We start from the raw sequence: 21,028 nt of genomic DNA, 5'->3' as shown, positions 1-21,028 counted from the left end.
CCAGTCCGCCCCGCCGCCTGACGAAGGAAGGTCATGAACAACCACCGGACCCCCCGGTCCGCCGGAGCGCTCGCGACCTCGGCGCTGCTGGTGGCGGCCCTCCTGCACACCACGCAGGTCGCGTCGGCCGCCCCACCGGCCCCGACGGCCGTGTCCGTGCCCGCCGCCACGGGCGAACCCCGGCCGGGGGGCACGTCCGAGCAGGTCGGCGGGTCGCTGACCACCGCGACGGGCACCGTGACCGCGTTCGTCGAGCTGACCGAGGCCCCGGCGGTCGACACCTCCAACGCCGCCAGGGCCAGGGGTGAGAGCGGCGAGCAGGCGGGCACCGCCGCGAAGGAGGCGAGGCGGCGCAGCGACGCCGCCGCCGACCGTGTCGTCGACGTGCTCCGCGGCCGGGACGCGGCGGCGAAGCGGGTCGCCAGGACGTCCAACGCCGTCTCCGGCGTGGTCGTCACGGCCGACGCCGCCGAGATCCGCGAGCTGGTCGCCCTTCCCGAGGTGAGGTCCGTCAGGCTGACCGTGCCGAAGGTCGTGCAGAACTCCGCCGCCGTCCAGCTCACCGGGGCGCTGGAGGTGTGGCGGCGGACCGGCCGCCTCGGCGACGGCGTGCGCATCGGCGTGATCGACACCGGCATCGACTACACGCACGCCGACTTCGGCGGTCCCGGCACCGTCGAGGCCTACGACGCGGTCGACCGCACGACCGTGGTCCCCGGCGTCTTCCCCACCGCGAAGGTGGTGGGCGGCAAGGACTTCGCGGGCGACGACTACGACGCCCGCGATCCGGAGAAGTCCACGCCGAAGCCGGACGGCAACCCGCTCGACTGCGGCAGCCACGGCACCCACGTCGCGGGCACGGCCGCGGGCTACGGCGAGAACGCCGACGGCTCCACGTTCACCGGCGACTACGCGGCGCTCGACGCCGACGCGCTCGCCACGATGAAGATCGGGCCCGGCACCGCACCGAGGGCGTCCCTCTACGCGCTGAAGGTCTTCGGCTGCGAGGGCAGCACGAACCTCACCACGGAGGCGATGGACTGGTCGCTCGACCCGAACGGCGACGGCGACTTCTCCGACCACCTCGACGTGCTCAACATGTCGCTCGGCAGCGACTACACCAGCCAGGACGACCCGGACTCCCTGTTCGTCCGCAAGGTCACCCAGGCGGGCGTGCTGGTCGTCGCCTCGGCGGGCAACGGCGGCGACTTCTACGACGTGGGCGGCTCGCCCGCCAACACCCCGGAAGCGCTGGCCGTGGCGAACACGAGGGACGCCTTCGCGGTCTTCGACGGGATCGAGGTGGCCGGTGCCACCCGGCCCGGCCAGTACAGCCAGAACTTCACCGGCTACGACGCGCTCGACCTGACCGCCGAGACCGTCGCGCCGACCGACCCGGCCAACACCGACGGCTGCGACCCGTTCTCCGACGCCGACAGGGCGGTCGTGGCGGGCAGGGTCGCCTGGCTGGAGTGGGACGACGACGAGTCGACCCGCGAGTGCGGCTCGGCGGTGCGCACCGACAACGCGCACGCCGCGGGCGCGACCGGTGTCGTCCTGACCTCCAGCCGCGACAACTTCGTCGCGAGCATCGCGGGCAACGAGGAGATCCCGGTCTTCCAGCTGACCAGCACCGCGACCGACGCGGTGCGGCCCGCGCTCGCGGACGGCACCCCGCGGGTGCGGATGACCGGCGCGCTGCGCGACAACGTGCCCACCACCACCCCGAAGCTCGCGGACACCATCACCCCGACCTCGTCCAGGGGCTCGCGCGGGGCGACGGCGGCCAAGCCGGACGTCGCGGCACCCGGCGACACGATCCTGTCGGCGGACGTCGGCACCGGCTCGGGCGCGGTGAGCAAGGGCGGCACCTCCATGTCGGCCCCGCACGTCTCGGGCATCGCGGCGATGGTCCGCGAGGCCCACCCGGACTGGTCGCCGGAGGAGGTCAAGGCCGCGGTGGTGAACACCGCGGGCGCGACCGTGACGTCCGGCGACGACAACACGACGGGCACCACCGAGGCCCCCATGCGGGTCGGCGCGGGCCGGGTCGACGCCCGCGCGGCCCTCGACACCGAGGTGCTGGCCATGGTCGAGGACGACCCCGGCTCGGTCGGCGTGTCCTTCGGCCCGGTGGAGGTGGGCGGCCCGGTCGCGCTGACCAAGACGGTGAAGGTCGTCAACAAGAGCACCCGGCCCCGCACCGCGCGGATCTCCTACCGGGCGACGACGTCCGTCCCCGGCGTCGCCGTCGAGGTCTCGACTCCGCTGGTGCTGCTCAAGCCGCTCGACGTGGCCCGCGTCGGGGTGACCCTGCGCGTCGCCGACCCGACCGAGCTGCGCAGGACCGCCGACCCGACCCTGGTGAGGGAGCAGGCCGACCAGGCCCGGCAGTACCTGGCGGAGGCGTCCGGGGTCCTGCTCGTCGACCCCGCCGCGAGCTCCACGACCCTGCGCGTCCCGGTCTACGCGGCCCCCAAGCCCGTGGCCGACCTCACCGACGCGGTCGCGTTCACCGGTGACCAGGGCGTCCTGACCACCAGCGGTCGTGGTCTCGACCAGGGCGAGGCCGACCTCGCCTACCGCTCGCTGCTCAGCGCCTTCGAGCTCCAGGGCACCAGCGAGCAGATGCCCGACTGCGGGACCGACCGGAAGACCGACTGCGCCGTCAACGCGACCGCCAGGGGCGGTGACCTCCGCTACGTGGGCGCCGCCTCCACCGCGCCCCTGGCGAGGGAGCAGGGCACGTCCGCCGACGCTCTGCTCGCGTTCGGCGTCGCCACGTGGGGGAACTGGACCACGCTCGGCAGCGGCAACACCCCGGAGGTCTCGATCGACACGACCGGCGACGGCGAGGCCGACTTCACCACGTCGGTCGCCAAGCCCGAGGACTCCGCCGGGAACGTCACGGCGGACGTGTGGCTGGCGCGCACGCGGTCCGCCGACGGGACCGTTGTGGACGAACAGCCGGTCAACGGCCAGTACGGCGACGTCGACACCAACGTCATGGACTCGAACGTCGTGGTGCTGCCGGTGGCGCTGACCGCGCTGGGCATCGACCCCGCCGGGGCGTCGCACCGCATCAGCTACACCGTGGGCACCGACGGCGACTACCCCGCGCCGGACAGCGAGGACGGTTTCGTCGACCGCATCGCCACCCCGATGTCGTTCGACCCGCTCAAGCCGGGCCTGTGGTTCCGGGGCAGCGGGGCCGCGGCGCTGTCCTACGAGGTCGGTGACGGCACCGCGCTGGCCGTCACCCGCGACCCCGCCGCGCTGGCCGCCGACGGGGCGGACGCGCTGCTGGTCCTCCAGCACCACAACGCGACCGGCGAGCGCGCCCGGCCGCTGAAGGTCACCGACGGCGACTGACCACTCCGGATCGTGGGCCCGGCGTACCCGGTTGGGTGTGCCGGGCCCGTCCCGTTCTGGGCATACTCGGTCGAATGGGCTTCGTGGTGGGACTGGACGCCGGCGGCACCTCGACCAGGGCGGTCGTGCTGGACCTGGACGGCACGAGGCTCGGAGCGGGTGTGGCGGGCGGCGCGAACCCCAACTCCCACCCGCCCGCGAGGGCCGCCACCCAGGTCCGCGACGCGCTGCGCGCCGCGCTGGACGGCCTGGACGTCCGCAAGGTCAGGTCCGGGGTGCTGGGCATGGCGGGCTCCAGCAAGCTGACGGACCCGGCGGTGGCCACCCTCTTCGAGGAGGCGTGGACGGGCGCGGGCCTGCGGTGCCCGATGCGCGTGGTGAGCGACAGCGAGGCGGCGTTCGCGGCGGGCTCGGCCTCCCCGGACGGCACGGTGCTGGTGGCGGGCACCGGCTCGATCGCGGCCAGGATCGTCGGTCACCGGATGGAGCGGACCAGCGGCGGCTACGGCTGGCTGCTGGGCGACGAGGGCTCGGCGTTCTGGATGGGCCGCTCGGCGGTCCGGGACACGCTGGGCCAGCTGGAGACCGACGAGCCGCTGTCGGCGCTGGCGGAGGCCGTGCTGGGCATGTCTCTGGTGGAGACCACCGACCGGCGCCGCATGTGGTCGAGGCTGATCACCGTGGTGAACGGCGCCCCGCCGATCGGCCTGGCGAGGTACGCGCCCCTGGTCAGCGCCATGGCGGCCGACCACGACCCGCACGCGCGGGAGATCGTGGAGGCGGCGGCGGGCCACCTGGCGGACACCGCGATGGCCGCGAGGAACCCCGGCGAGACCACGCCGATCGTGCTGGTGGGCAGCCTGGTGGGTCCGTCGAGCCCGGTCGGCGACCGCCTGCGGGCCATGCTCAGGACGCGGTCGGGGGCGACGGTGCGGGTCGCGACCGAGGGTGCGGCGGGCGCGGCGTGGCTGGCCGCGGTCGCCCTGCTGGGCCCGACGGCGCCCAGGCCGGTCTGACCGGTCAGTCCTCGACCCTGGGGTGCCGCAGCCCTGGGTGGTCCTCCGGCAGCGCCCGGCGCAGCAGCCACCACGACGCGGCCAGGCACACCGCCTGCAACGGCCAGGTCAGCGCGGCGCGGGCGATCCCGAGGGCCACGACCTGCCCGGTCAGCCACAGCGATCCGAAGACGACGACGCGGAGCACGTACTGCCCGACCCAGGCCCAGCTGGCGATCCCGTAGGCCCGCAGCAGGTCGGGGTCCTTCCGCCACCGGGTCCGCTGGCCGACCACGATCCCGACGACGACGCCGAGCAGCGGCCACCGCACCACGATGCTCGCGGCCCACAGCAAGGCGCTCGCCACGTTGGACAGCAGTTGGACGAGGAAGAAGTCCTCGGCCCGACCGGTGTAGAGCGCGACCAGCGCGGCGACCACGACCATCAGCACGCTCACGACGGCGGCGCGGGGGCGTTCGCCCCGAGCCAGCCGGACGGCCCCCACCAGCACGCCGCACAGCACGGCGGCCCAGGCCCCGACGACCACGGACTGCCCGGCGACCAGCCAACCGACCACGAAGGCGACGGGCGGGAGCGAGGCGTCCACCGCCCCGCCGCGGCCTCCGAGCAGTTCGGCCAGCGACTCCTGACGGGTCTCGGTCATGGCTCCAGCTTGCCTTAGGCAAACCTTACCCAGGTAACGGACCCGCATCAGCGTTCGGCAAGAGCATTGACGAATGTGACGCCCCTTACTACGGTTGCCCGAAATCGTCTGGAAAGTTAACAGACAGGAGAACCGATGCGAGCCGGAAGCCCACGACTGCTGCGCGAGATCAACGACCGCGCCGCCATCGAGGCGCTGCTCCGCAACGGCCCCCTCACCAGAGCCGAGCTGGAAGGGCTGATCGGGCTCTCCAAGCCCGCGACCGCGCAGCTGCTGACCCGGCTGGAGGAGTCGAACACCGTCCTGCGCAACGGTTTGCGCGGCGGCGGCCGGGGTCCGAGGGCCCAGCTCTGGTCGGTCAACGGCGCCCTGGCGCACGTGGCCGCGGTGGACCTGACGCCGGACGACGTCGACGTCGCCATCGCCGACATCTCCGGCGCGCTGCTCACCGAGCACAGCGCGCCGATGCCGAAGGCGGGCAAGGCCGAGGTGCTGGAGGCCTTCCACAGCGCCATCAGCAAGGCCACGGGCCAGGCGGGACTCACCCCGGACGCGCTCCACCACGTCGTGGTGGGCAGCCCCGGCGCGGTGGACCCGGCCACCGGCAAGCTCGCCTACGCGCCGCACATGCCGGGCTGGGGCGGGTTCGACCTGCCGGCCGAGCTGCACGCCCTGCTGGGCACCACGGTGACCGTCGAGAACGACGTCAACCTCGTGGCCGTGGAGGAGATGATCGCGGGCCGGGCCACCGAGGTCCGCGACTTCGTCCTCATCTGGCCCGCCGACGCGGTGGGTGCCGCGGTCGTCGTCAACGGCGTCCTGCTGCGCGGCGCCACGGGCGGCGCGGGCGAGATCGACGGCCTCCAGATCCCCGACCGGGCCGTGGCGGAGACCGGCACGGACCGCTCCGGCGGCACCTTCGGCGAACTCATGGACAACGGCGCGCTGGTCCGCCTGGCCCGCGCCCACGGCGTGGCGGCCCGCACCGGCGAGGGCGCGGTCCGCAAGGCCCTCAGCTCAGGCCCCGCGGGCCGCGAGTTCCTGGTCGACCTGGCCCGCCGCATCGCCACCGGCGTCGCGGGCGTGATCAGCGTCCTGGACCCCGAACTCGTCCTCCTCTCCGGCGACGTCGCCCAGGCGGGCGGCACGACCCTCGTCGACCTCGTCTCGGCGGAGATCCGCCGACTGGTGGTGCCCCGCACCCCCGTCCAGCTCGCGCTGGTCACCGGGAAGCCGGTGCGCTCCGGCGCACTGCACACGGCTCTCTCGGTCGCCAGGGAACAGGTGTTCGGCCTACCCGCCGCCACGACCGAACCCTTCCGAGGACAGCACCACGGCGCCGCCGCCGCCGTGGACTTCGCCCACCCCACCCACCGTTGATCTCCCCAGGAGGGCCAATGCGCACCAAGCCAGGCCGTTCGCGGCTCCGCTTCCGGTCAGCTCTTGCCGTCGCCGCGGCAGGCGCCGTGGCCGCCGCGTGCACCGCGGGCGGCGGCGCCGCTTCCGGTCCCGCCGAGGCACCCGGCGCGGACCAGGCGGTGACGGTCCAGGTCTGGAGCAACTTCTCCGACCGCGAGCTGGGGATCCTCAAGGAAGCGCTGGACAAGTACCACGGCAAGCACACGAACATCACCATCGAGAACCAGGGCAGCCAGGACGACGACAAGATCACCCAGTCGATCCGCAGCGGCAACCCGCCGGACGTGGCGATCTCGTTCACCACGGACAACATCGGCCAGTTCGCGTCCAGCGGCGCGTGGCAGGACCTCAAGCCCTACATCGAGCGCGACGAGTACGACCTGGACGACATCCCGCAGGCGGTGCGCGACTACACCGAGTACGACGGGAAGCGCGTCGCGCTGCCGATGCTGGCCGACGTCTACGGCCTGTACTACAACAAGGACCTGCTCGCCGCGGCCGGTCTGACGGCCCCGCCGAAGACCACGGCCGAGCTGCTGGACTACGCGAAGAGGACGACCGTCAAGAACCCCGACGGCTCCATCGCGGTCGCGGGTTTCCTGCCGCAGATGGGTTTCTACGCGTTCAAGCCGCAGATCGTGGCGACCATGTTCGACGCGAAGTGGATCGACAAGGACGGCAGGTCCATCCTCGGCCAGGACCAGGGCTGGAAGGACATGTTCACCTGGCAGAAGGAGCTCATCGACTTCTACGGCTGGGAGAACCTCCAGAAGTTCACCGCCGGCCTCGGCCAGGAGTACAGCGCCGACAACGGCTTCCACGCGGGCAAGGTCGCGATGGCGATCGACGGCGAGTACCGCACGGCGTTCATCGCGGACCAGACCCCCGCGCTGAACTACGGCACGGCGACGATCCCGACGTCGAAGCCCGAGAACCACGGCGGCGGCTACACGACCGGCACGATCATCGGCATCCCGAAGGGCGCCAAGAACCCCGGTGCCGCGTGGGACCTGGTCAAGTTCCTGACCTCGGACACCGACGCGCTGGTCGGCCTGGCCAACGGCCTGCACAACGTGCCGAGCACCAAGACGTCGCTGAGCAGCCCGGACCTGAAGCTGGGCGAGACGTTCAAGCCGTTCCTGGACGCCTTCCAGAACGAGAACCTGACGTCCAACCCCGCCAGCACCATCGGCGACCAGTACCTCAAGATCGTGTCGGACTTCAGCGAGTCCTGGCAGTCCGGCTCGGTCCCCGACCTCGGTGCGGGCCTGACGACGCTGGACAAGCAGATCGACGACGCCAAGGCACTCGGCAAGTGAGGTCGGCACCGTGACCGCGACCCTGCCCGGCCGGACGGCGGAGCCCGCGACCTCCCGTCCCGCCCCCGCTCGGGGGCGGGCGGGGGTCCGCGCCCGCAACCGCAAGTGGGTGATCCTCTTCCTGGCGCCGTGGGCCATCGGCGTCTCGGTGTTCTTCATCTACCCGCTGCTGGCCACCGCCTACTTCTCGCTGACCAACTACAACGGGCTCGACACGGCCGACTTCGTCGGCTTCCGCAACTTCGTCTACCTGTTCACCGGCGACCCGGTGGTCAAGACAGCGGCGGCGAACACGCTGTGGCTCGTCGTGGTGATCACGACGCTGCGGGTGGCGTTCGGGCTCGGCGTCGCGTCGATCCTGGCGCGCGTCACCACCGGCAACAGCCTGCTCCGCACCCTCTGCTACCTGCCGTCGCTGGTCCCGCCGGTCGCGGCCACGCTGACGTTCGTCTTCGTGTTCAACCCCGGCACCGGCCCGGTGAACACCGTGCTCGGCTGGTTCGGCGTCGACGGTCCGCTGTGGTTCAACGACCCGGCCACGTCGAAGCCCGCGCTGACGCTGCTCACGCTGTGGGGCTCGGGTGAGATCATGATCATCATCCTGGCCGCGATCCTGGACGTGCCCAAGGAGCTGTACGAGGCCGCGCAGCTCGACGGCGCGGGCCCGGTCATGCGGTTCCGCAAGATCACCCTGCCGACGATCGCGCCCGTGCTGCTGTTCGGGGTGGTCAACTCGGTGATCTTCGCCCTCCAGTACTTCACCCAGGCCGTCGTCGCCGGGTCGGTGGCGTCGGGTTCGGCGGGCATGGTCGGCAACAGCCAGGTCATGGGGTACCCCAACAACTCGACGCTGACGTTCCCGATCTGGCTCTACCAGCAGGGCTTCCGGGCCTACCACATGGGTTACGCGTCGGCGATGGCCGTGGTGCTGTTCATCGTGTCCTTCGCCTTCACCGCGATCCTCATCCGCCAGCTGCGCGCCGCGAACTCCGAGGAGGCGAGGAGCTGATGACCGCTCTGCTCAGCGAACCCCGCGAGGTCGCGCCCGCGCCGCGGGTACCCAAGCGGCGCAGGAACAAGGTCCAGGTCCTGAACTGGATCGCGGTGCACAGCATCGCGCTCGTCATGGGCGTGGTCTTCACCGTGCCGCTGCTGTTCGTGTTCCTCACGTCGGTGATGTCCGACCAGCAGGCCCTCACGGCGAACACGTGGCCGACCGAGTGGCACTTCGACAACTTCGCGTCGGTGTTCGAGCGGGCGCCGATGCTGAGCTACCTCGGCAACTCGCTGGTGTACTCGGGGGTCGCGACGCTCGGGATGCTGGTCTCCAGCATCCCGGCGGCGTACGCCATGGCGCGCTTCAGGTTCCGCGGCAGCGGCGCCGCGTTCATGCTCCTGATCGCCGCCATGATGCTGCCGCCGCAGGTCGTCGCCGTCCCGCTGTACAGCATGTGGGCGGGCGTGGGCCTGACCGGCACGCTGTGGCCGCTGATCGTGCCCTACCTGGTCGGCGACGCGTTCAGCATCTTCCTGCTGCGCCAGTTCTTCCTGACCATCCCGGAGGACTACCTCGACGCCGCCAGGATCGACGGCTGCAACGAGTTCCAGATCCTCTACCGCGTCCTGCTGCCCATGACCAGGCCGGGCATCGCCGCCGCGTCGCTGTTCACGTTCCTCTACACGTGGAACGACTACTTCGGCCCGCTGCTCTACGTCGGCGAGCGCCAGGACAGCTGGCCGCTGTCCATCGCGCTCGCGTCGTTCCGCGGCATGCACCGGACGACCCAGTGGAACCTCACGATGGCCGCGACCGTCCTGGTCCTGGTCCCGGTCCTGGTGCTGTTCCTCTTCGCGCAGAAGTCGTTCGTGCGGGGAATCACCTTCACAGGAGTCAAAGGATGAAGCTCACCGTTGTCGGAGGCGGTTCGACCTACACGCCGGAGCTGATCGACGGCATCGCAGGCCGCCGCACCAGCCTGGACGTGGACGAGATCGTCCTGGTCGACCCGGACGCGCACCGCCTGTCGGTCATCGGCCCGTTCGCCCAGCGGCTGCTGGCGCACGCGGGCCACCCGGCCAGGATCACCACCACCGCGAACCTGGAGGAGGGTGTCGACGGTGCCGCCGCCGTGCTGCTGCAACTGCGCGTCGGCGGCCAGGCGGCGCGGCGGACCGACGAGACGTTCCCGCTGACCTGCGGCTGCGTCGGCCAGGAGACCACCGGGGCAGGCGGGCTCGCGAAGGCGTTGCGGACCGTGCCGGTGGTGCTGGACATCGCGGACCGGGTGCGGGCCGTCGCCGGGCCGGACACGTGGATCGTCAACTTCACCAACCCCGTCGGCATCGTGACGCGGGCGCTCCAGCAGGCGGGCCACCGGGCCGTGGGGCTGTGCAACGTGGCCATCGGGTTCCAGCGGTGGGCCGCCTCGGTGCTGGGGGTCGAGGCGGACGCCGTGGAGCTGGGCCACGTCGGGCTCAACCACCTGACGTGGGAGCGGAGCGTGGTCGTCGACGGCGTCGACCGGCTGCCGGAGCTGCTGGGCGAGCACGGCGACGCGCTGGCGGAGCACATGCGGCTGCCGCTGCCGCTGATGCGGCGCATCGGCGCCGTGCCGTCGTACTACCTCAACTACTTCTACAACCACGACGAGGTCGTGGAGAAGCAGCGGGTGGAGGTGCCGCGCGCGGACACCGTGGCGGCGGTGGAGGAGGAGCTGATGGACATCTACGCGGACCCCGCGGTGGTGACCAAGCCCGAGCAGCTCGCCCAGCGCGGCGGTGCCTTCTACTCGGAGGCGGCGGTGCAGCTCGTGCACTCCCTCACCGGGGGCACCGGCGCGGAGCGGCACGTGGTGAACGTGCGCAACGACGGCACGCTGCCGTTCCTGCCGGACGACGCCGTGGTGGAGGTGCCCGCCGCGGTCACCTCGGACGGTGCGGTGCCGCTGCCGGTGGAGCCGGTGGAACCGCTGTTCTCCGGGTTGATCGCGAACGTGACGGGGTACGAGTACCTGGCGCTGGAGGCGGCCGTCCACGGCGGTCGGGAGCGGGTGGCGAACGCGCTGCTCGCCCACCCGCTGATCGGGCAGTACGCCACCGCGGAACGGCTGGCCGACGAGTTGGTCGCGCAGAACCAGGACTTCCTGCCGTGGGCGAGGAACTCCTCCTGACCGGAGCCGACCGCCCTTGATCGACCACAGGTGTACGAGGAGCCAGAACGCATGACCGACCGGGTGCTCGCCATCGACGGCGGGAACAGCAAGACAGCCGTGTTGCTGGTCGACGCGGACGGGCAGGTGCTCGCGCAGGTGCGCGGGCCGGGTGCCTCTCCGCAGAACGTCGGCCTGCGGCGCAGCCTGGAGGTGTTCGACGGGCTCGTCCGCGAGGCGGCCCGGCAGGCAGGGCTGTCCCCGGACGAACGGGTGGCGAGGCACACCGCGGCCTACCTCGCCGGGGCCGACCTGCCGCGCGAGGAGCAGGAGCTGACGGCGGAGGTCGAGCGGCACGGCTGGTCGGAGACGTCGGTCGTCGGCAACGACACGTTCGCGCTGCTGCGGGCGGGCACCACCGACGGCATCGGCGTCGCCGTGGTGTGCGGCGCGGGCATCAACTGCGTCGGCGTCGCCGAGGACGGTCGCACGCACCGCTTCCCCGCGCTGGGCCGGATCTCCGGCGACTGGGGCGGTGGCGGCCACATCGGCAGCGAGGCGCTGTGGCTGGCCGTGCGGGCGGAGGACGGCAGGGGGGCGTCCACCGCGCTGCTGCCCGCCGTGGTCGCGCACTTCGGCACGACGACCGCCGCGGAGGCCGTGGAGCGGATCCACTTCGGCGAGGCGGAGGCGGACGAGCACGCGCTGTGCCAGGTGCTGTTCGACGTGGCCGCCTCCGGTGACCGGGTGGCGCAGGAGGTCGTGGAGCGGCTGGTCGAGGAGGTCAGCGTGCTCGCCGAGGTGTCCCTGCGGCGGCTCGACCTGCTGGCCGAGCCGGTGGACGTCGTGCTCGGCGGCGGTGTGCTGACCGGCACGGGTGACGTCGTCGTCGGCGCGGTGCGCGAGCGCCTGGCCCGGTCGGCGCCGCTGGCCCGCATCCGCGTGGTCGACCTGCCGCCGGTCGTGGGAGCCGCGCTGCTGGGCCTCGACGCCATCGGCACGAGCCCGGCCGCCGAGCTGCGGCTGCGCTCGGCGTACGCCGACCTGCCCGTCGAACCGGCGCTCGACGCCGTGGCGGGCGGCTGATCCCGGCCGGGGCACCGGCCCCCAGAACACCGGCGCGGGGGAGATGATCGGCGGCGGCGCTCCCCCGCGCCGGCCCAGACCCCGGTGCGGAGGAGTTGATCGGCGGCGGCGCTCCTCCGCACCGGGCCTTTCAGGTGCCGATCGACACCGAGGACGACGGCGGCCCGACGATCGAGCTGGCCGCGACCTCCGGGATCGACGGCAGGGTGGGCGGTTCCGGCGTGGGCGTGACCCCGACCGCGCTGCTCGCCGCGGGGGTGGGCTCGGCCGAGGACGACTCGACGGCCGACGACTCCGCCACCGCTGACGGCCGGGCCGTCGTGGACGCCTTCGACGGGCGCGGGGTCGTGGTCTGCACCCGGCCCTCGAAGTCCATCGGGGGCAGGTCGCCGCCGCTCTGGCGGACCTCGGGGTCGCCGCTGCTGCTCGGGTCCGCGCCGCCGCTCTCGCCGCGGGGGTGCTCCGCGGACGCTCCGAGCCACAGGCCGAACGCGAGCCCCGTGAACACGGCGACGGCCCCGACGGAGATGACGGGCAGGGGTGGACGAACAGGCAAGACCTCTCCAGGCGCGATCGGTGTGCGGAACGGCAAATCCTAGGGTGTGAATTGCGATAAACCGCCCAATGCGCGCATCCCTCCCTCGAAAGAGTGATCAAGGGACACGACCGCACCACGAACTCGGGTGCGCGGGAATCCATTCCCGACCAATTGGGTTTACCTTTGCGCGGATCGCGAACTACGGTTCCATCACCTCGGTAGCGCGGTCGCACGGGCCGGGGGCATGCTGTTCGCGCGACCTTGGAGGGGATCTGGGCCGGTCGCGCAGAGGGAGGGATCGCAGGTGCAGGAATTGAGCAGCTTCGTCGCGCTCGGGGACAGCTTCACCGAGGGCATGGACGACCCCGGCCCCGACGGTCACTTCATGGGGTGGGCCGACCGGTTCGCGGCGCTGATCTCCACCCACCACAGCGGTTTGCGCTACGCCAACCTCGCCATCCGCGGCAAGACGCTGCACGAGATCGTCGAGGAGCAGTTGCCGCTGGCCACGGCGTTGAAGCCGAACCTCGTCGCGTTCTGCGCGGGTGGCAACGACATCCTCACCCCCGGCACGGACCCGGACGCGCTGGCCGAGGTCTACGAGATCGCCGTCGCCGACCTGCGCGCCGCGGGCAGCGAGGTCATCGTCTTCACCGGCTTCGACACCAAGACCACCCCGCTGCTGCGCTCGCTGCGCGGCAAGATCGCCATCTACAACACCCACCTGTGGTCGGTCGCGGACCGCTACCACTGCCACGTCGTCGACCTGTGGGCGATGTCCGTCCTGCACGACCCGAGGGCGTGGAGCGAGGACCGCCTCCACCTGTCCCCGGAGGGCCACCGCCGTGTGGCGTTGCGCACCGCCGAAGTGCTCGGCTACAAGACCGAAGAGGCGTGGGACACACCGTGGCCGCCTTCGGAGGAGTCCCGCTGGATGACGCAGCGCCGCCGCGACCTGAAATGGGCGCGCGAACACGTCGTGCCGTTCGTGGGCAGGCTCGTCAGGGGCGAGTCCGCCGGCGACGGCCTGGCCCCGAAACGCCCCGAGTTGCTCCCGGTGTGCGCGGACTAGGAAATTCCAAGATCGATTCAAATTCTGTGTCGGTACCGCGTTGTAGCGTTCGATGTCGGGGGCCTCGCACGCAGGGGGACCCCCGATTTCGCGCGACGACCGGCTGTTCCGAACCGCGGCGGCCGGGTGGGGCGGCTGGCGCAGGGGGCGGCCTGGACGCGACTGGATCCGGGTGGTGCGGCTGAGCTGGCCACCAGACCCGCCGCGGGTCACCAGGAGCGGATCACCGGGCCGAGCGGGCCAGGCCTGACCGGGACACCGACCGGACCACCGAGGCCGACCGGACCAGGAGCGACCGGGGACACCGAACGGACCACCGGGCCAAGCGGGCCAAGCGAGCCAGGACCGAGGAGAACACCCACCGGACCACCCGGACCGCCGGGCCGAGCGGCCCGGTCGGGCCGTTCACGCGGTGGAGGCGGGCGGGTGGTCGTCACGCGCGGCACGAACCGCCGCGGGACCACCGGAGTCGGCTGGATGCGGCACCGGTCGGCCGGCACTCTCCCCCGAATGCCGGCCGACCGGTTGGGTGGCGCCCCCCTTGAGTTCCCCCCTCAAGTGCCACCCAGGCGCTGAGCAGCCGATGCTTGATCAGCGCCCACGACCAAATTGCCAGATCAGGCCCCCCGAGGGCTAAACAGCCGCTAAACCTCGGAGGTCAAGAGCTCCAGTGCCGTCCTGACCGACACCGCACGCGGTGAGCCCACCTGCTCGAAGAGCCGGAGCGACTCGGTCAGCTCGGCCTGCGCGGCGACCCGTTCGGCCCGCCTGGCGAGGACCGCGCCGAGCACCTGCCGCCCGAACGCCTCCTCGAACGGCATGGCGCCCGAGTGGGCGAGTTCGACGCCCTGCCGGGCGTACTCCTCGGCCTCGCGGAGCCGTCCCAGCTCGACGTACAGCTCCGCGAGGTTGTTCACGGCCAGCACGTAGGCGCGCTCGTCACCGGCGCGGTGGTAGATCTCCATCGCCTGGAACTGGTGGGCGGCGGCGACCTCGCGGCGGCCGAGCGACTGCTCGACCTGGGCCACGTTGTTGAGCCCGGTCGCCTGGCCGAGCACGTCGTCCTCGCGCTTGGCGAGGTCGATCGACGCCCAGTGGTGCAGCAGGGCTTCCTCGTGCTCGCCGACGGCGGCGAGCGCGTTGGCGAGCTGGCCCAGGGTGAGCACCTGGTAGCGGGGGTCGCCGAGGGCGACGGCGATCCGGTGCGCGCGCCGGGCCTCGGGTAACGACGACGCCAGCATCCCGAGCCGGGCGCTGGTGGCGTTGACGGCGTGCAGCAGCAGCATCTCGCCCAGTTCGTCGCCGCTGACCCGTGCGGAGGCCAGCCCGAAGCCGACGAGCGCGACCCACTCGCGCACGACGGTCCTGGCCAGGCAGTAGGTGTGGACCAGCCGGACGAGCTGCCAGACCTGCTGGTGCAGTCCGGCTTCCGACCCGGCGTGCACCAGCGCCACGACGTTCGGCCACTCGCGGTCGAACCAGGCCAGGGCCTCGGCGGACGTGCCGGGCCCGTCGCGCGCGGAGTCGGTGGCGAAGGCCAGCCCGTCCTTGCTGGGCCGGATGAGCCTGCGGGCGTGGTCGCACGCCGCCAGGTAGTGCCGCATGAGCGCTCTCAGCGCGGCGGTCCGCGACGCCGGGTCGCCCGCGACCTCGCGGACGAACAGCCGGACCAGGTCGTGCAGCACGAACCCGCCCGGCCACCGCTCCTCCAGCAGGTGCGCGGAAGCGAGGTCGGCCAGCCGCGACCCGGCGGTCCGCACGTCGACGTCGCAGATCGCGGCGACGGCGTGCGGGCTCACCCAGCGGCCCGGTACCAGTCCCGCCGCCCGCAGCGCGTCCGTCAGCTCCGGTGCCAGGGTGCGGTAGGAGACCTCCAGGGCGCGCCGGACGCCCACGCCCGCGTCGGGCAGGTCGAGCAGGCTCAGCCGGTTGTCGTCGTCGGAGAGCTGGGCGACCAGCTCCTCGAGCGTCCACTCCGGACTCAGCGCCAGCCTGGCCGCCGCGATGCGCAGCGCCAGCGGCAGGTACCCGCACAGCTCCACGAGCTTGCGCGCCGCCGCCGGGTCCCGTTCCGACACGGGCTCGCCGACGACCTCGTCGACCAGCCTGATCGACTCGGCGGCGCTGAGCGCCCCCACCGTCAGCATCCGGGCGCTGTTGCTGACCACGAGGCCTTCGAGCCTGCGGCGGCAGGTGATCAGCACGAGGGAGCCCGCGCCGGGCGGCAGCAGCAGCCGGACGTGGTCGGGGTCCCACGCGTCGTCCAGCACGACCAGCACGCGGCGGCGGGCCAGCAGCGAGCGGTAGAGGCCGACGCGGTCGGGCAGGTCGTCGGGCACGGCGTCCGGCGGCACGCCGAGGGCGTGCAGGAACCGGGCCAGCACCTCGGAGGGCTCGACCGGCCTGCGGTCGCCCTCGAAGCCGTGCATCGGCACGAACAGCGCCCCGCCGGGGAACAGCTCGGCGTTGCGGTGGCCCCAGGTCACGGCCAGCTCGGTCTTGCCGATGCCCGCGGCGCCGTCGACCACCGCGATCGTGGTGGCGGACGGGTCGCGCTGGGCGCACAGCCGGTCGAGCCAGCCGAGTTCGGCGGCGCGGCCGACGAACCCGCCCGCGGCGGCGGGCAGCTGCTGCGGCACGACCACGCCCGGCCGCGGTTCCACGACCCGCCGGTCGGTGCCGCCGGGGTCGCTGAGCACCGGGTCGTCGCGCAGCACCTGCTCGTGCAGCTGCCGCAGGTCGGGGCCGGGGTCGATGCCCAGCTCCTCCACGGCGCGCCGGTGGAACCGCTGGTAGGCCTCCAGCGCGTCGGCCCGCTGGCCGGAGCGGTAGAGGGCGCGCATCGAGTGCGCGACGAGCCGTTCGCGGAACGGGTGCTCGGTGACGAGCTGCCGCAGTTCCCCGACGAGTTCGAGGTGGCGGCCCAGCTCCAGCTCGGCGTCGATGCGGTCCTCGACGGCCGACATCCGCAGTTCGTCCAGGTCGGTGGTGATCGGGTTGCCCGGCACGTCGGCCAGCACCTGGCCCCGCCACAGCCCCAGGGCCTCGCGCAGCAGCCCGGCCCTCGTCGGCGCGGGCTTCCCGCGCGCCGACGAGATCAGCTGGCGGGCCCGGTGCAGGTCCAGCCGCCACGGGTCGACCGACAGCTGGTAGCCGGGCGGGCTGGTCAGGATGGCCGCCGACCCGGACGGGTCGGCCTCCTCCAGCATCTTGCGGAGCTTCGACACGTACCCGTGCACGATGGTCCTGGCGGTGGCGGGCGGGTCGTCCGCCCAGATCCGGTCGACGATCTCGTCGATCGGCACGACCCGGTTCGCCTCCAGCACCAGCATGGCGAGCAGCCCGCGCATCCCCTTGCGCCCGAGCACCAGCGCACGGCCGTCGACGAGCACCTGGAGCGGCCCGAGCACCCCGAACTCCAGTCCGGTACCGCTGCGACCGCCGTGCTCCCCCTCCGCCATGCCCACCCCCGCCCTCGGTGTTCGAAACAGTCATTGGTTCAGGTGTGGCAAGACCCGTGTCAGATACCTGCCACACCAACTTGGTTCGGTAACGCACGACTCCGGTGACCGGACGTGGACGGGACGACTAGGGTTCTGGGCTCACGACCGGCAGAGCAGGAGGGCATGTGCCGCGCGACCCTTTGGCGGTGGTCGACCGTGGAGCCGCGTGCCTGCTCGGAGGGGCGCTCGGCGACGCGTTGGGCGCACCGGTGCAGTACCTGGGCTGGGCCGACATCCAGCGCGACCACGGCCCCGAAGGGGTGGTGGCGCCCCCGCGGCCCGCGCTGATCACGGACGACACGCAGCTCACCCTCTTCACGGCGGACGGGTACCTGCGGGCCTACGTGCACGGCCGCAAGACGGGTGGCTGGGAGCCGATCGAAACGGTTTGGCACAGCTACCGGCGGTGGCTGGTCACGCAGCAGATCGCCGCTCCCGAGCCGGGCGCGACGGGTCTGCTGGCGAACGAGCGGCTGTACTCCAGCCGGTCGCCGGGGCTCACGTGCCTGCGCGCGCTGGCGGCGGACGTGCCGCCGACGCCGGAGGCCCCGCACAACGAGTCGTCGGGCTGCAACGGCGTCACCCGCACCGCGCCCGCCGGGTTCGCCCCGAGCGCGGCCATCGCGTACGACCTCGGCTGCCGGTTCGCCGCGCTCACGCACGGCGGTACGGGCGGCTGGGTGTCGGGTGGGGCGCTGGCGCTGCTGGTGCACCTGCTCGCGGTGCGCGGGCGGCCGGTGCGCGAGGCGGTGGACCAGGTGATCGGCCGGGTGCTGCGGGACGACCCGTACACCGCGAACGCGTTGAACCGGGCCGTCGTGTTCGCCGAGGAGCACCGCGAACTCGGGTTGGACTCGGTGCGCGTCGACCGGTTGGGCAGCGGGTGGACCGGGCCGGAGGCGTTGGCGATAGCCGTCCACACCGTCCTCGTGTACCCGAGGAAGTCGGAGTTCGTGGACGCGCTCCGCGCGGCGGCGAACCACTCGGGCGGCAGCGACGCGACGGCGGCGCTCACCGGCAACATCCTCGGCGCGCTGCACGGAACCGCTGCCCTGCCAAGGGATTGGCTCGTCGGGCTGGAGCTCGTGGACGAGCTGACCGAACTCGGCCGCGACCTCGGCAGGTCCGCGTCGGGCGAGGAGTTCGACGAGTCGCGGTACGTCTGACCGCGGCGGAGGGGTGGACGGCCCCGGCGCACAAGCTCCCGAAGACGAGTGCGCCGGGCCGCCCTTCCACGGGTTGGTCCACAGCAGTTCGGGTCTCGCCCCGAGCGCGAAACCCGACTTGCTCTTGATCAACATCCGTGGAGCGGGAGCAGAACTCCCTTGCACAGCAAGATAGCAGAGCCCTGTGCGTACCGTCACCCCCGGTCGACGCTCCGACACGTCCCGCGGTCCGATTCCCGTTGGCGCGCTTATGGTGTGGCGATGCGCCTGGACCGGACGGTGAGCGTGAGGACCGCGCTGGAGCAGCTCAACGAGGTCGGCCTGGACGACCTGACGCCGCGCCGGATCGCCGCGGATCTGGACGTCCGGGCGCCCGCGCCCCACTGGCACGTGAAGAACGAGCGCGAGCCGCTCGACGACATGGCGGCGACGATCTTCGCCGACGCACTGTCCGGTTTGGAGACTCCGCGCCGGGGCGGGTCGTGGGTGGAGTGGACCGCGGGGACCGCGCGCGGCCTCAGCACGACGATGCCCGCCTACCGCGACGGCGCCCGCGTCCCGTCCGGCACGCACCTGAGCAACGCCGTGCTGGGCCGTCCGGTGGAACTCGCGCTGCGGACCCCGTGCGACGCGGGCTTCACCGTCCGGGACGCGGCCCGCGGCATCACGTCCGTCCACTCCTGCGCCCAGGGTTTCACCGTCGAGGTGCAGGCGGAGCAGACCGACCGGTCCACACCGGACGCCGACGACCGCTTCCCCCTCACCGCTCGGGCCCGTGCGGAACTGGACACCGACCCGGAGGAGCGGTTCGAGCACGGCCTCCGGCTGATGCTGTCCGGGCTCCGGCCGTCCCGGTTCGCGGGCTAGCCGCCGGTAGGCTGGAAGCGGAGCGAACTCCGTCGAGCGGCCCGAGGAGGCGACGTGCCGGACAGCGAGGCGAAACCGCTGCGCGCGGACGCCCAGCGCAACCGCGACCGGCTGGTGGCGTCCGCGTTCCGCCTGTTCGTGGAGCAGGGGCTCGACGCCACCGTCGACACGATCGCCAAGGACGCGGGCGTCGGGATGGGCACGCTCTACCGGCACTTCCCGACCAGGGAGGCGCTCATCGAGGCCGCCTACCGCTCCCGGTTGGACGAGGTGTGCGACGCGGCGGCGGAACTCGTGGCGACGGTCTCCCCCGAGGAGGCGCTCCGGACGTGGATGGACCGGTTCCTCGACTACATCAGCACGAAGCGGGGGCTCAAGGACGCCCTGCACGCGGTGATCTCCTCCGGCGGCAACCCGTTCGCGCACAGCAGGCGGCGCCTCCACGACGCGCTCGCGACGCTGCTCGCCGCCACCGCGGCCGCGGGTGTGACCAAGCCGGGGGTGAACGCGGGCGACGTGCTGCTCAGCCTGAGCGGGGTGTCGCTCGCGGCGGGCGAGCCGGAGCAGCGCGAGCAGGCGGGCCGGATGCTCGACCTGCTGCTCGACGGCCTGCGCCCCCGCGCCTAGGCCGCCACCGGCAGGCCCGGCGTGCGGAACACCCGGCGCTGCGAGTCCACCGCGAACACCTCGCAGCCCGGCTGGGCCGCCGCCCAGGCGATGCCCTCCACGCCCATCGCGTACGCGGCCGTGGCCGCCGCGTCGGCCGTGGTCAGGTCCTTCGCCACGACGGTGATGCTGAGCAGGCCGCGGGCAGGCTCGCCGGTCCGGCCGTCGATGATGTGGTCGCCGCGCTCGTAGGACGCGGACGTGGCCGCGGCCCCGTCGCGCAGCTCCAGCACGACGCACAGCTGGTCCGCGCGCTCCGGGTGCCGAACGCCGACCCGCCACGGCACGCCGGGCTCGGACTCGCCGAACGTGACGACGTCGCCGCCCGCGTTCACGCAGAACCGGCGCGCGCCCGCGTCGTGCAGCATCTCGGCCGCGCCCTGCACCGCCCAGCCCTTGACGATGGCGCACGGGTCGAACCCCCGGCCGGGCAGCCACGACGTGAACGCGCCGCCGGTGCTCTCCTCGTAGAAGTCGCACAGGTCGATCACGTGCGCCAGCTCGTCGCTGAGGTCGGCGGGCTCCAGCTCGGCCCGGCTGAGGCGGGCGACCTCGCTGTCCTCGCGGAACGGGCTGAAGCGGGCGTCCACCTCGCGCAGCCAGGCGAACGCCCCCTCCACCGCGTCGTGCGACCGCTCGTCGCCGTCGCGCAGGTCCACCGAGATGGGGAACCCCATGATGTGCTCGACCCTGCGCACCCCCGCCAGCACGGCTAGTTCCCCCTGGCGTCGATGGCGGACTGGAGGGACTGGACGTACGCCTCGCTGGTCTGGGTCGCGCCCGACACGCTGTCGACGTCCGCGGTCCCGGCCTGGAGGGTCTCCTCGATCAGCGTCGGGACGGCCGACTTCGTCGGTCCGGTGTTGGGCTGCTTGAGCAGCTTGACCGCGGTGATCTTGTTGCCGGTGAAGGTGACCTGCACCTGGACGTCGCCGTGGACGGTCTTGACCAGCTTGCCGTTGACCGTCTTCGCGGCGGCCGTGGCGGGCGGCTTGGTCGTGGTGGTCGCGGGCGGCGTCCCGGTGCCGTAGCCCGAGCCGTCCGGCGCGGTGGCCGAGGGCGCCTCGGACGAGGTCTGCGCCTCCGGCACGACACCCGCCTCGGCGGCGACCTCGGTGGTGCTCGCGGTGTGCGCCTCGTACTGCCAGAGCGGCACGAGTCCGGCCACCGACAGCACGGCGACGGGGATTGCCCTGTGGATCTTCATGTCGT

Annotated in this window: 17 protein-coding genes; 12 read left to right on the top strand and 5 right to left on the bottom strand. The window is 72.7% G+C overall.

Annotated features, from left to right (window positions below):
- Nucleotides 1-33 precede the first annotated feature (33 nt).
- The gene (locus tag AC156L_RS40060; protein ID WP_330882448.1) at nucleotides 34-3,372 is read left to right on the top strand and encodes a S8 family peptidase; all 3,339 of its coding nucleotides are present in this window, start codon (nucleotides 34-36) and stop codon (nucleotides 3,370-3,372) included.
- 74 nt (nucleotides 3,373-3,446) lie between these two features.
- Nucleotides 3,447-4,388 (top strand): N-acetylglucosamine kinase, encoded by a 942-nt coding sequence (locus AC156L_RS40055; protein WP_484407783.1) that lies wholly within the window; start codon nucleotides 3,447-3,449, stop codon nucleotides 4,386-4,388.
- A 4-nt stretch (nucleotides 4,389-4,392) separates the two neighbouring features.
- On the opposite strand, the gene AC156L_RS40050 is transcribed toward AC156L_RS40055, so the two are convergent.
- Complete coding sequence (locus AC156L_RS40050) at nucleotides 4,393-5,031, bottom strand: DUF3159 domain-containing protein (protein ID WP_330882452.1); 639 nt, start codon at nucleotides 5,029-5,031, stop codon at nucleotides 4,393-4,395.
- Nucleotides 5,032-5,166: 135 nt separating this feature from the next.
- On the opposite strand from AC156L_RS40050, the gene AC156L_RS40045 reads away from it, so the two are divergent.
- Genes AC156L_RS40045 through AC156L_RS40020 form a run of 6 tightly spaced genes read left to right on the top strand, consistent with a single transcriptional unit; the run spans nucleotide 5,167 to nucleotide 12,004 of the window.
- A complete protein-coding gene (locus tag AC156L_RS40045) occupies nucleotides 5,167-6,411 on the top strand; it encodes an ROK family transcriptional regulator (RefSeq protein ID WP_330882454.1) in 1,245 nt (414 codons plus the stop codon).
- Between the two features lie 17 nt (nucleotides 6,412-6,428).
- The gene (locus AC156L_RS40040) at nucleotides 6,429-7,769 is read left to right on the top strand and encodes an ABC transporter substrate-binding protein (RefSeq protein ID WP_330882456.1); all 1,341 of its coding nucleotides are present in this window, start codon (nucleotides 6,429-6,431) and stop codon (nucleotides 7,767-7,769) included.
- 10 nt (nucleotides 7,770-7,779) lie between these two features.
- The gene (locus AC156L_RS40035; RefSeq protein ID WP_330882458.1) at nucleotides 7,780-8,778 is read left to right on the top strand and encodes a carbohydrate ABC transporter permease; all 999 of its coding nucleotides are present in this window, start codon (nucleotides 7,780-7,782) and stop codon (nucleotides 8,776-8,778) included.
- A complete protein-coding gene (locus AC156L_RS40030) occupies nucleotides 8,778-9,671 on the top strand; it encodes a carbohydrate ABC transporter permease (protein ID WP_330882461.1) in 894 nt (297 codons plus the stop codon). The genes AC156L_RS40035 and AC156L_RS40030 overlap by 1 nt, the downstream gene beginning before the upstream one ends.
- The gene (locus AC156L_RS40025; RefSeq protein WP_330882463.1) at nucleotides 9,668-10,939 is read left to right on the top strand and encodes a 6-phospho-beta-glucosidase; all 1,272 of its coding nucleotides are present in this window, start codon (nucleotides 9,668-9,670) and stop codon (nucleotides 10,937-10,939) included. The genes AC156L_RS40030 and AC156L_RS40025 overlap by 4 nt, the downstream gene beginning before the upstream one ends.
- 51 nt (nucleotides 10,940-10,990) lie before the next feature.
- A complete protein-coding gene (locus AC156L_RS40020; RefSeq protein ID WP_330882465.1) occupies nucleotides 10,991-12,004 on the top strand; it encodes an N-acetylglucosamine kinase in 1,014 nt (337 codons plus the stop codon).
- A 130-nt stretch (nucleotides 12,005-12,134) separates the two neighbouring features.
- On the opposite strand, the gene AC156L_RS40015 is transcribed toward AC156L_RS40020, so the two are convergent.
- Nucleotides 12,135-12,560 (bottom strand): hypothetical protein, encoded by a 426-nt coding sequence (locus AC156L_RS40015; RefSeq protein ID WP_330882467.1) that lies wholly within the window; start codon nucleotides 12,558-12,560, stop codon nucleotides 12,135-12,137.
- 286 nt (nucleotides 12,561-12,846) lie between these two features.
- Here AC156L_RS40015 and AC156L_RS40010 point away from each other — a divergent pair, with 286 nt between their 5' ends.
- Nucleotides 12,847-13,614, top strand: a complete 768-nt coding sequence (locus AC156L_RS40010) for an SGNH/GDSL hydrolase family protein (RefSeq protein ID WP_330882469.1) — start codon at nucleotides 12,847-12,849, stop codon at nucleotides 13,612-13,614.
- A 644-nt stretch (nucleotides 13,615-14,258) separates the two neighbouring features.
- Here AC156L_RS40010 and AC156L_RS40005 read toward each other — a convergent pair.
- Nucleotides 14,259-17,075, bottom strand: coding sequence for an AfsR/SARP family transcriptional regulator (locus AC156L_RS40005; RefSeq protein WP_330882471.1), 2,817 nt, complete (start codon nucleotides 17,073-17,075; stop codon nucleotides 14,259-14,261).
- A gap of 188 nt (nucleotides 17,076-17,263) precedes the next feature.
- Between AC156L_RS40005 and AC156L_RS40000 the strand changes: the two genes are divergently transcribed.
- The 3 genes from AC156L_RS40000 (at nucleotide 17,264) to AC156L_RS39990 (ending at nucleotide 19,777) form a co-directional block, all read left to right on the top strand.
- Complete coding sequence (locus AC156L_RS40000) at nucleotides 17,264-18,283, top strand: ADP-ribosylglycohydrolase family protein (RefSeq protein ID WP_330882473.1); 1,020 nt, start codon at nucleotides 17,264-17,266, stop codon at nucleotides 18,281-18,283.
- A 261-nt stretch (nucleotides 18,284-18,544) separates the two neighbouring features.
- Complete coding sequence (locus AC156L_RS39995; RefSeq protein ID WP_330882475.1) at nucleotides 18,545-19,150, top strand: TetR/AcrR family transcriptional regulator C-terminal domain-containing protein; 606 nt, start codon at nucleotides 18,545-18,547, stop codon at nucleotides 19,148-19,150.
- Nucleotides 19,151-19,204: 54 nt separating this feature from the next.
- Nucleotides 19,205-19,777, top strand: a complete 573-nt coding sequence (locus AC156L_RS39990) for a TetR/AcrR family transcriptional regulator (protein WP_330882477.1) — start codon at nucleotides 19,205-19,207, stop codon at nucleotides 19,775-19,777.
- Here AC156L_RS39990 and AC156L_RS39985 read toward each other — a convergent pair.
- Complete coding sequence (locus tag AC156L_RS39985; protein ID WP_330882479.1) at nucleotides 19,774-20,526, bottom strand: FAD:protein FMN transferase; 753 nt, start codon at nucleotides 20,524-20,526, stop codon at nucleotides 19,774-19,776. The two genes, AC156L_RS39990 and AC156L_RS39985, sit on opposite strands and share 4 nt — an antisense overlap.
- A 2-nt stretch (nucleotides 20,527-20,528) precedes the next feature.
- Nucleotides 20,529-21,023, bottom strand: coding sequence for an FMN-binding protein (locus AC156L_RS39980; RefSeq protein ID WP_330882482.1), 495 nt, complete (start codon nucleotides 21,021-21,023; stop codon nucleotides 20,529-20,531).
- Nucleotides 21,024-21,028: the final 5 nt, after the last annotated feature.

The organism is Umezawaea sp., from assembly GCF_057122925.1.
This window is presented reverse-complemented; position numbering and strand designations above follow the sequence as displayed.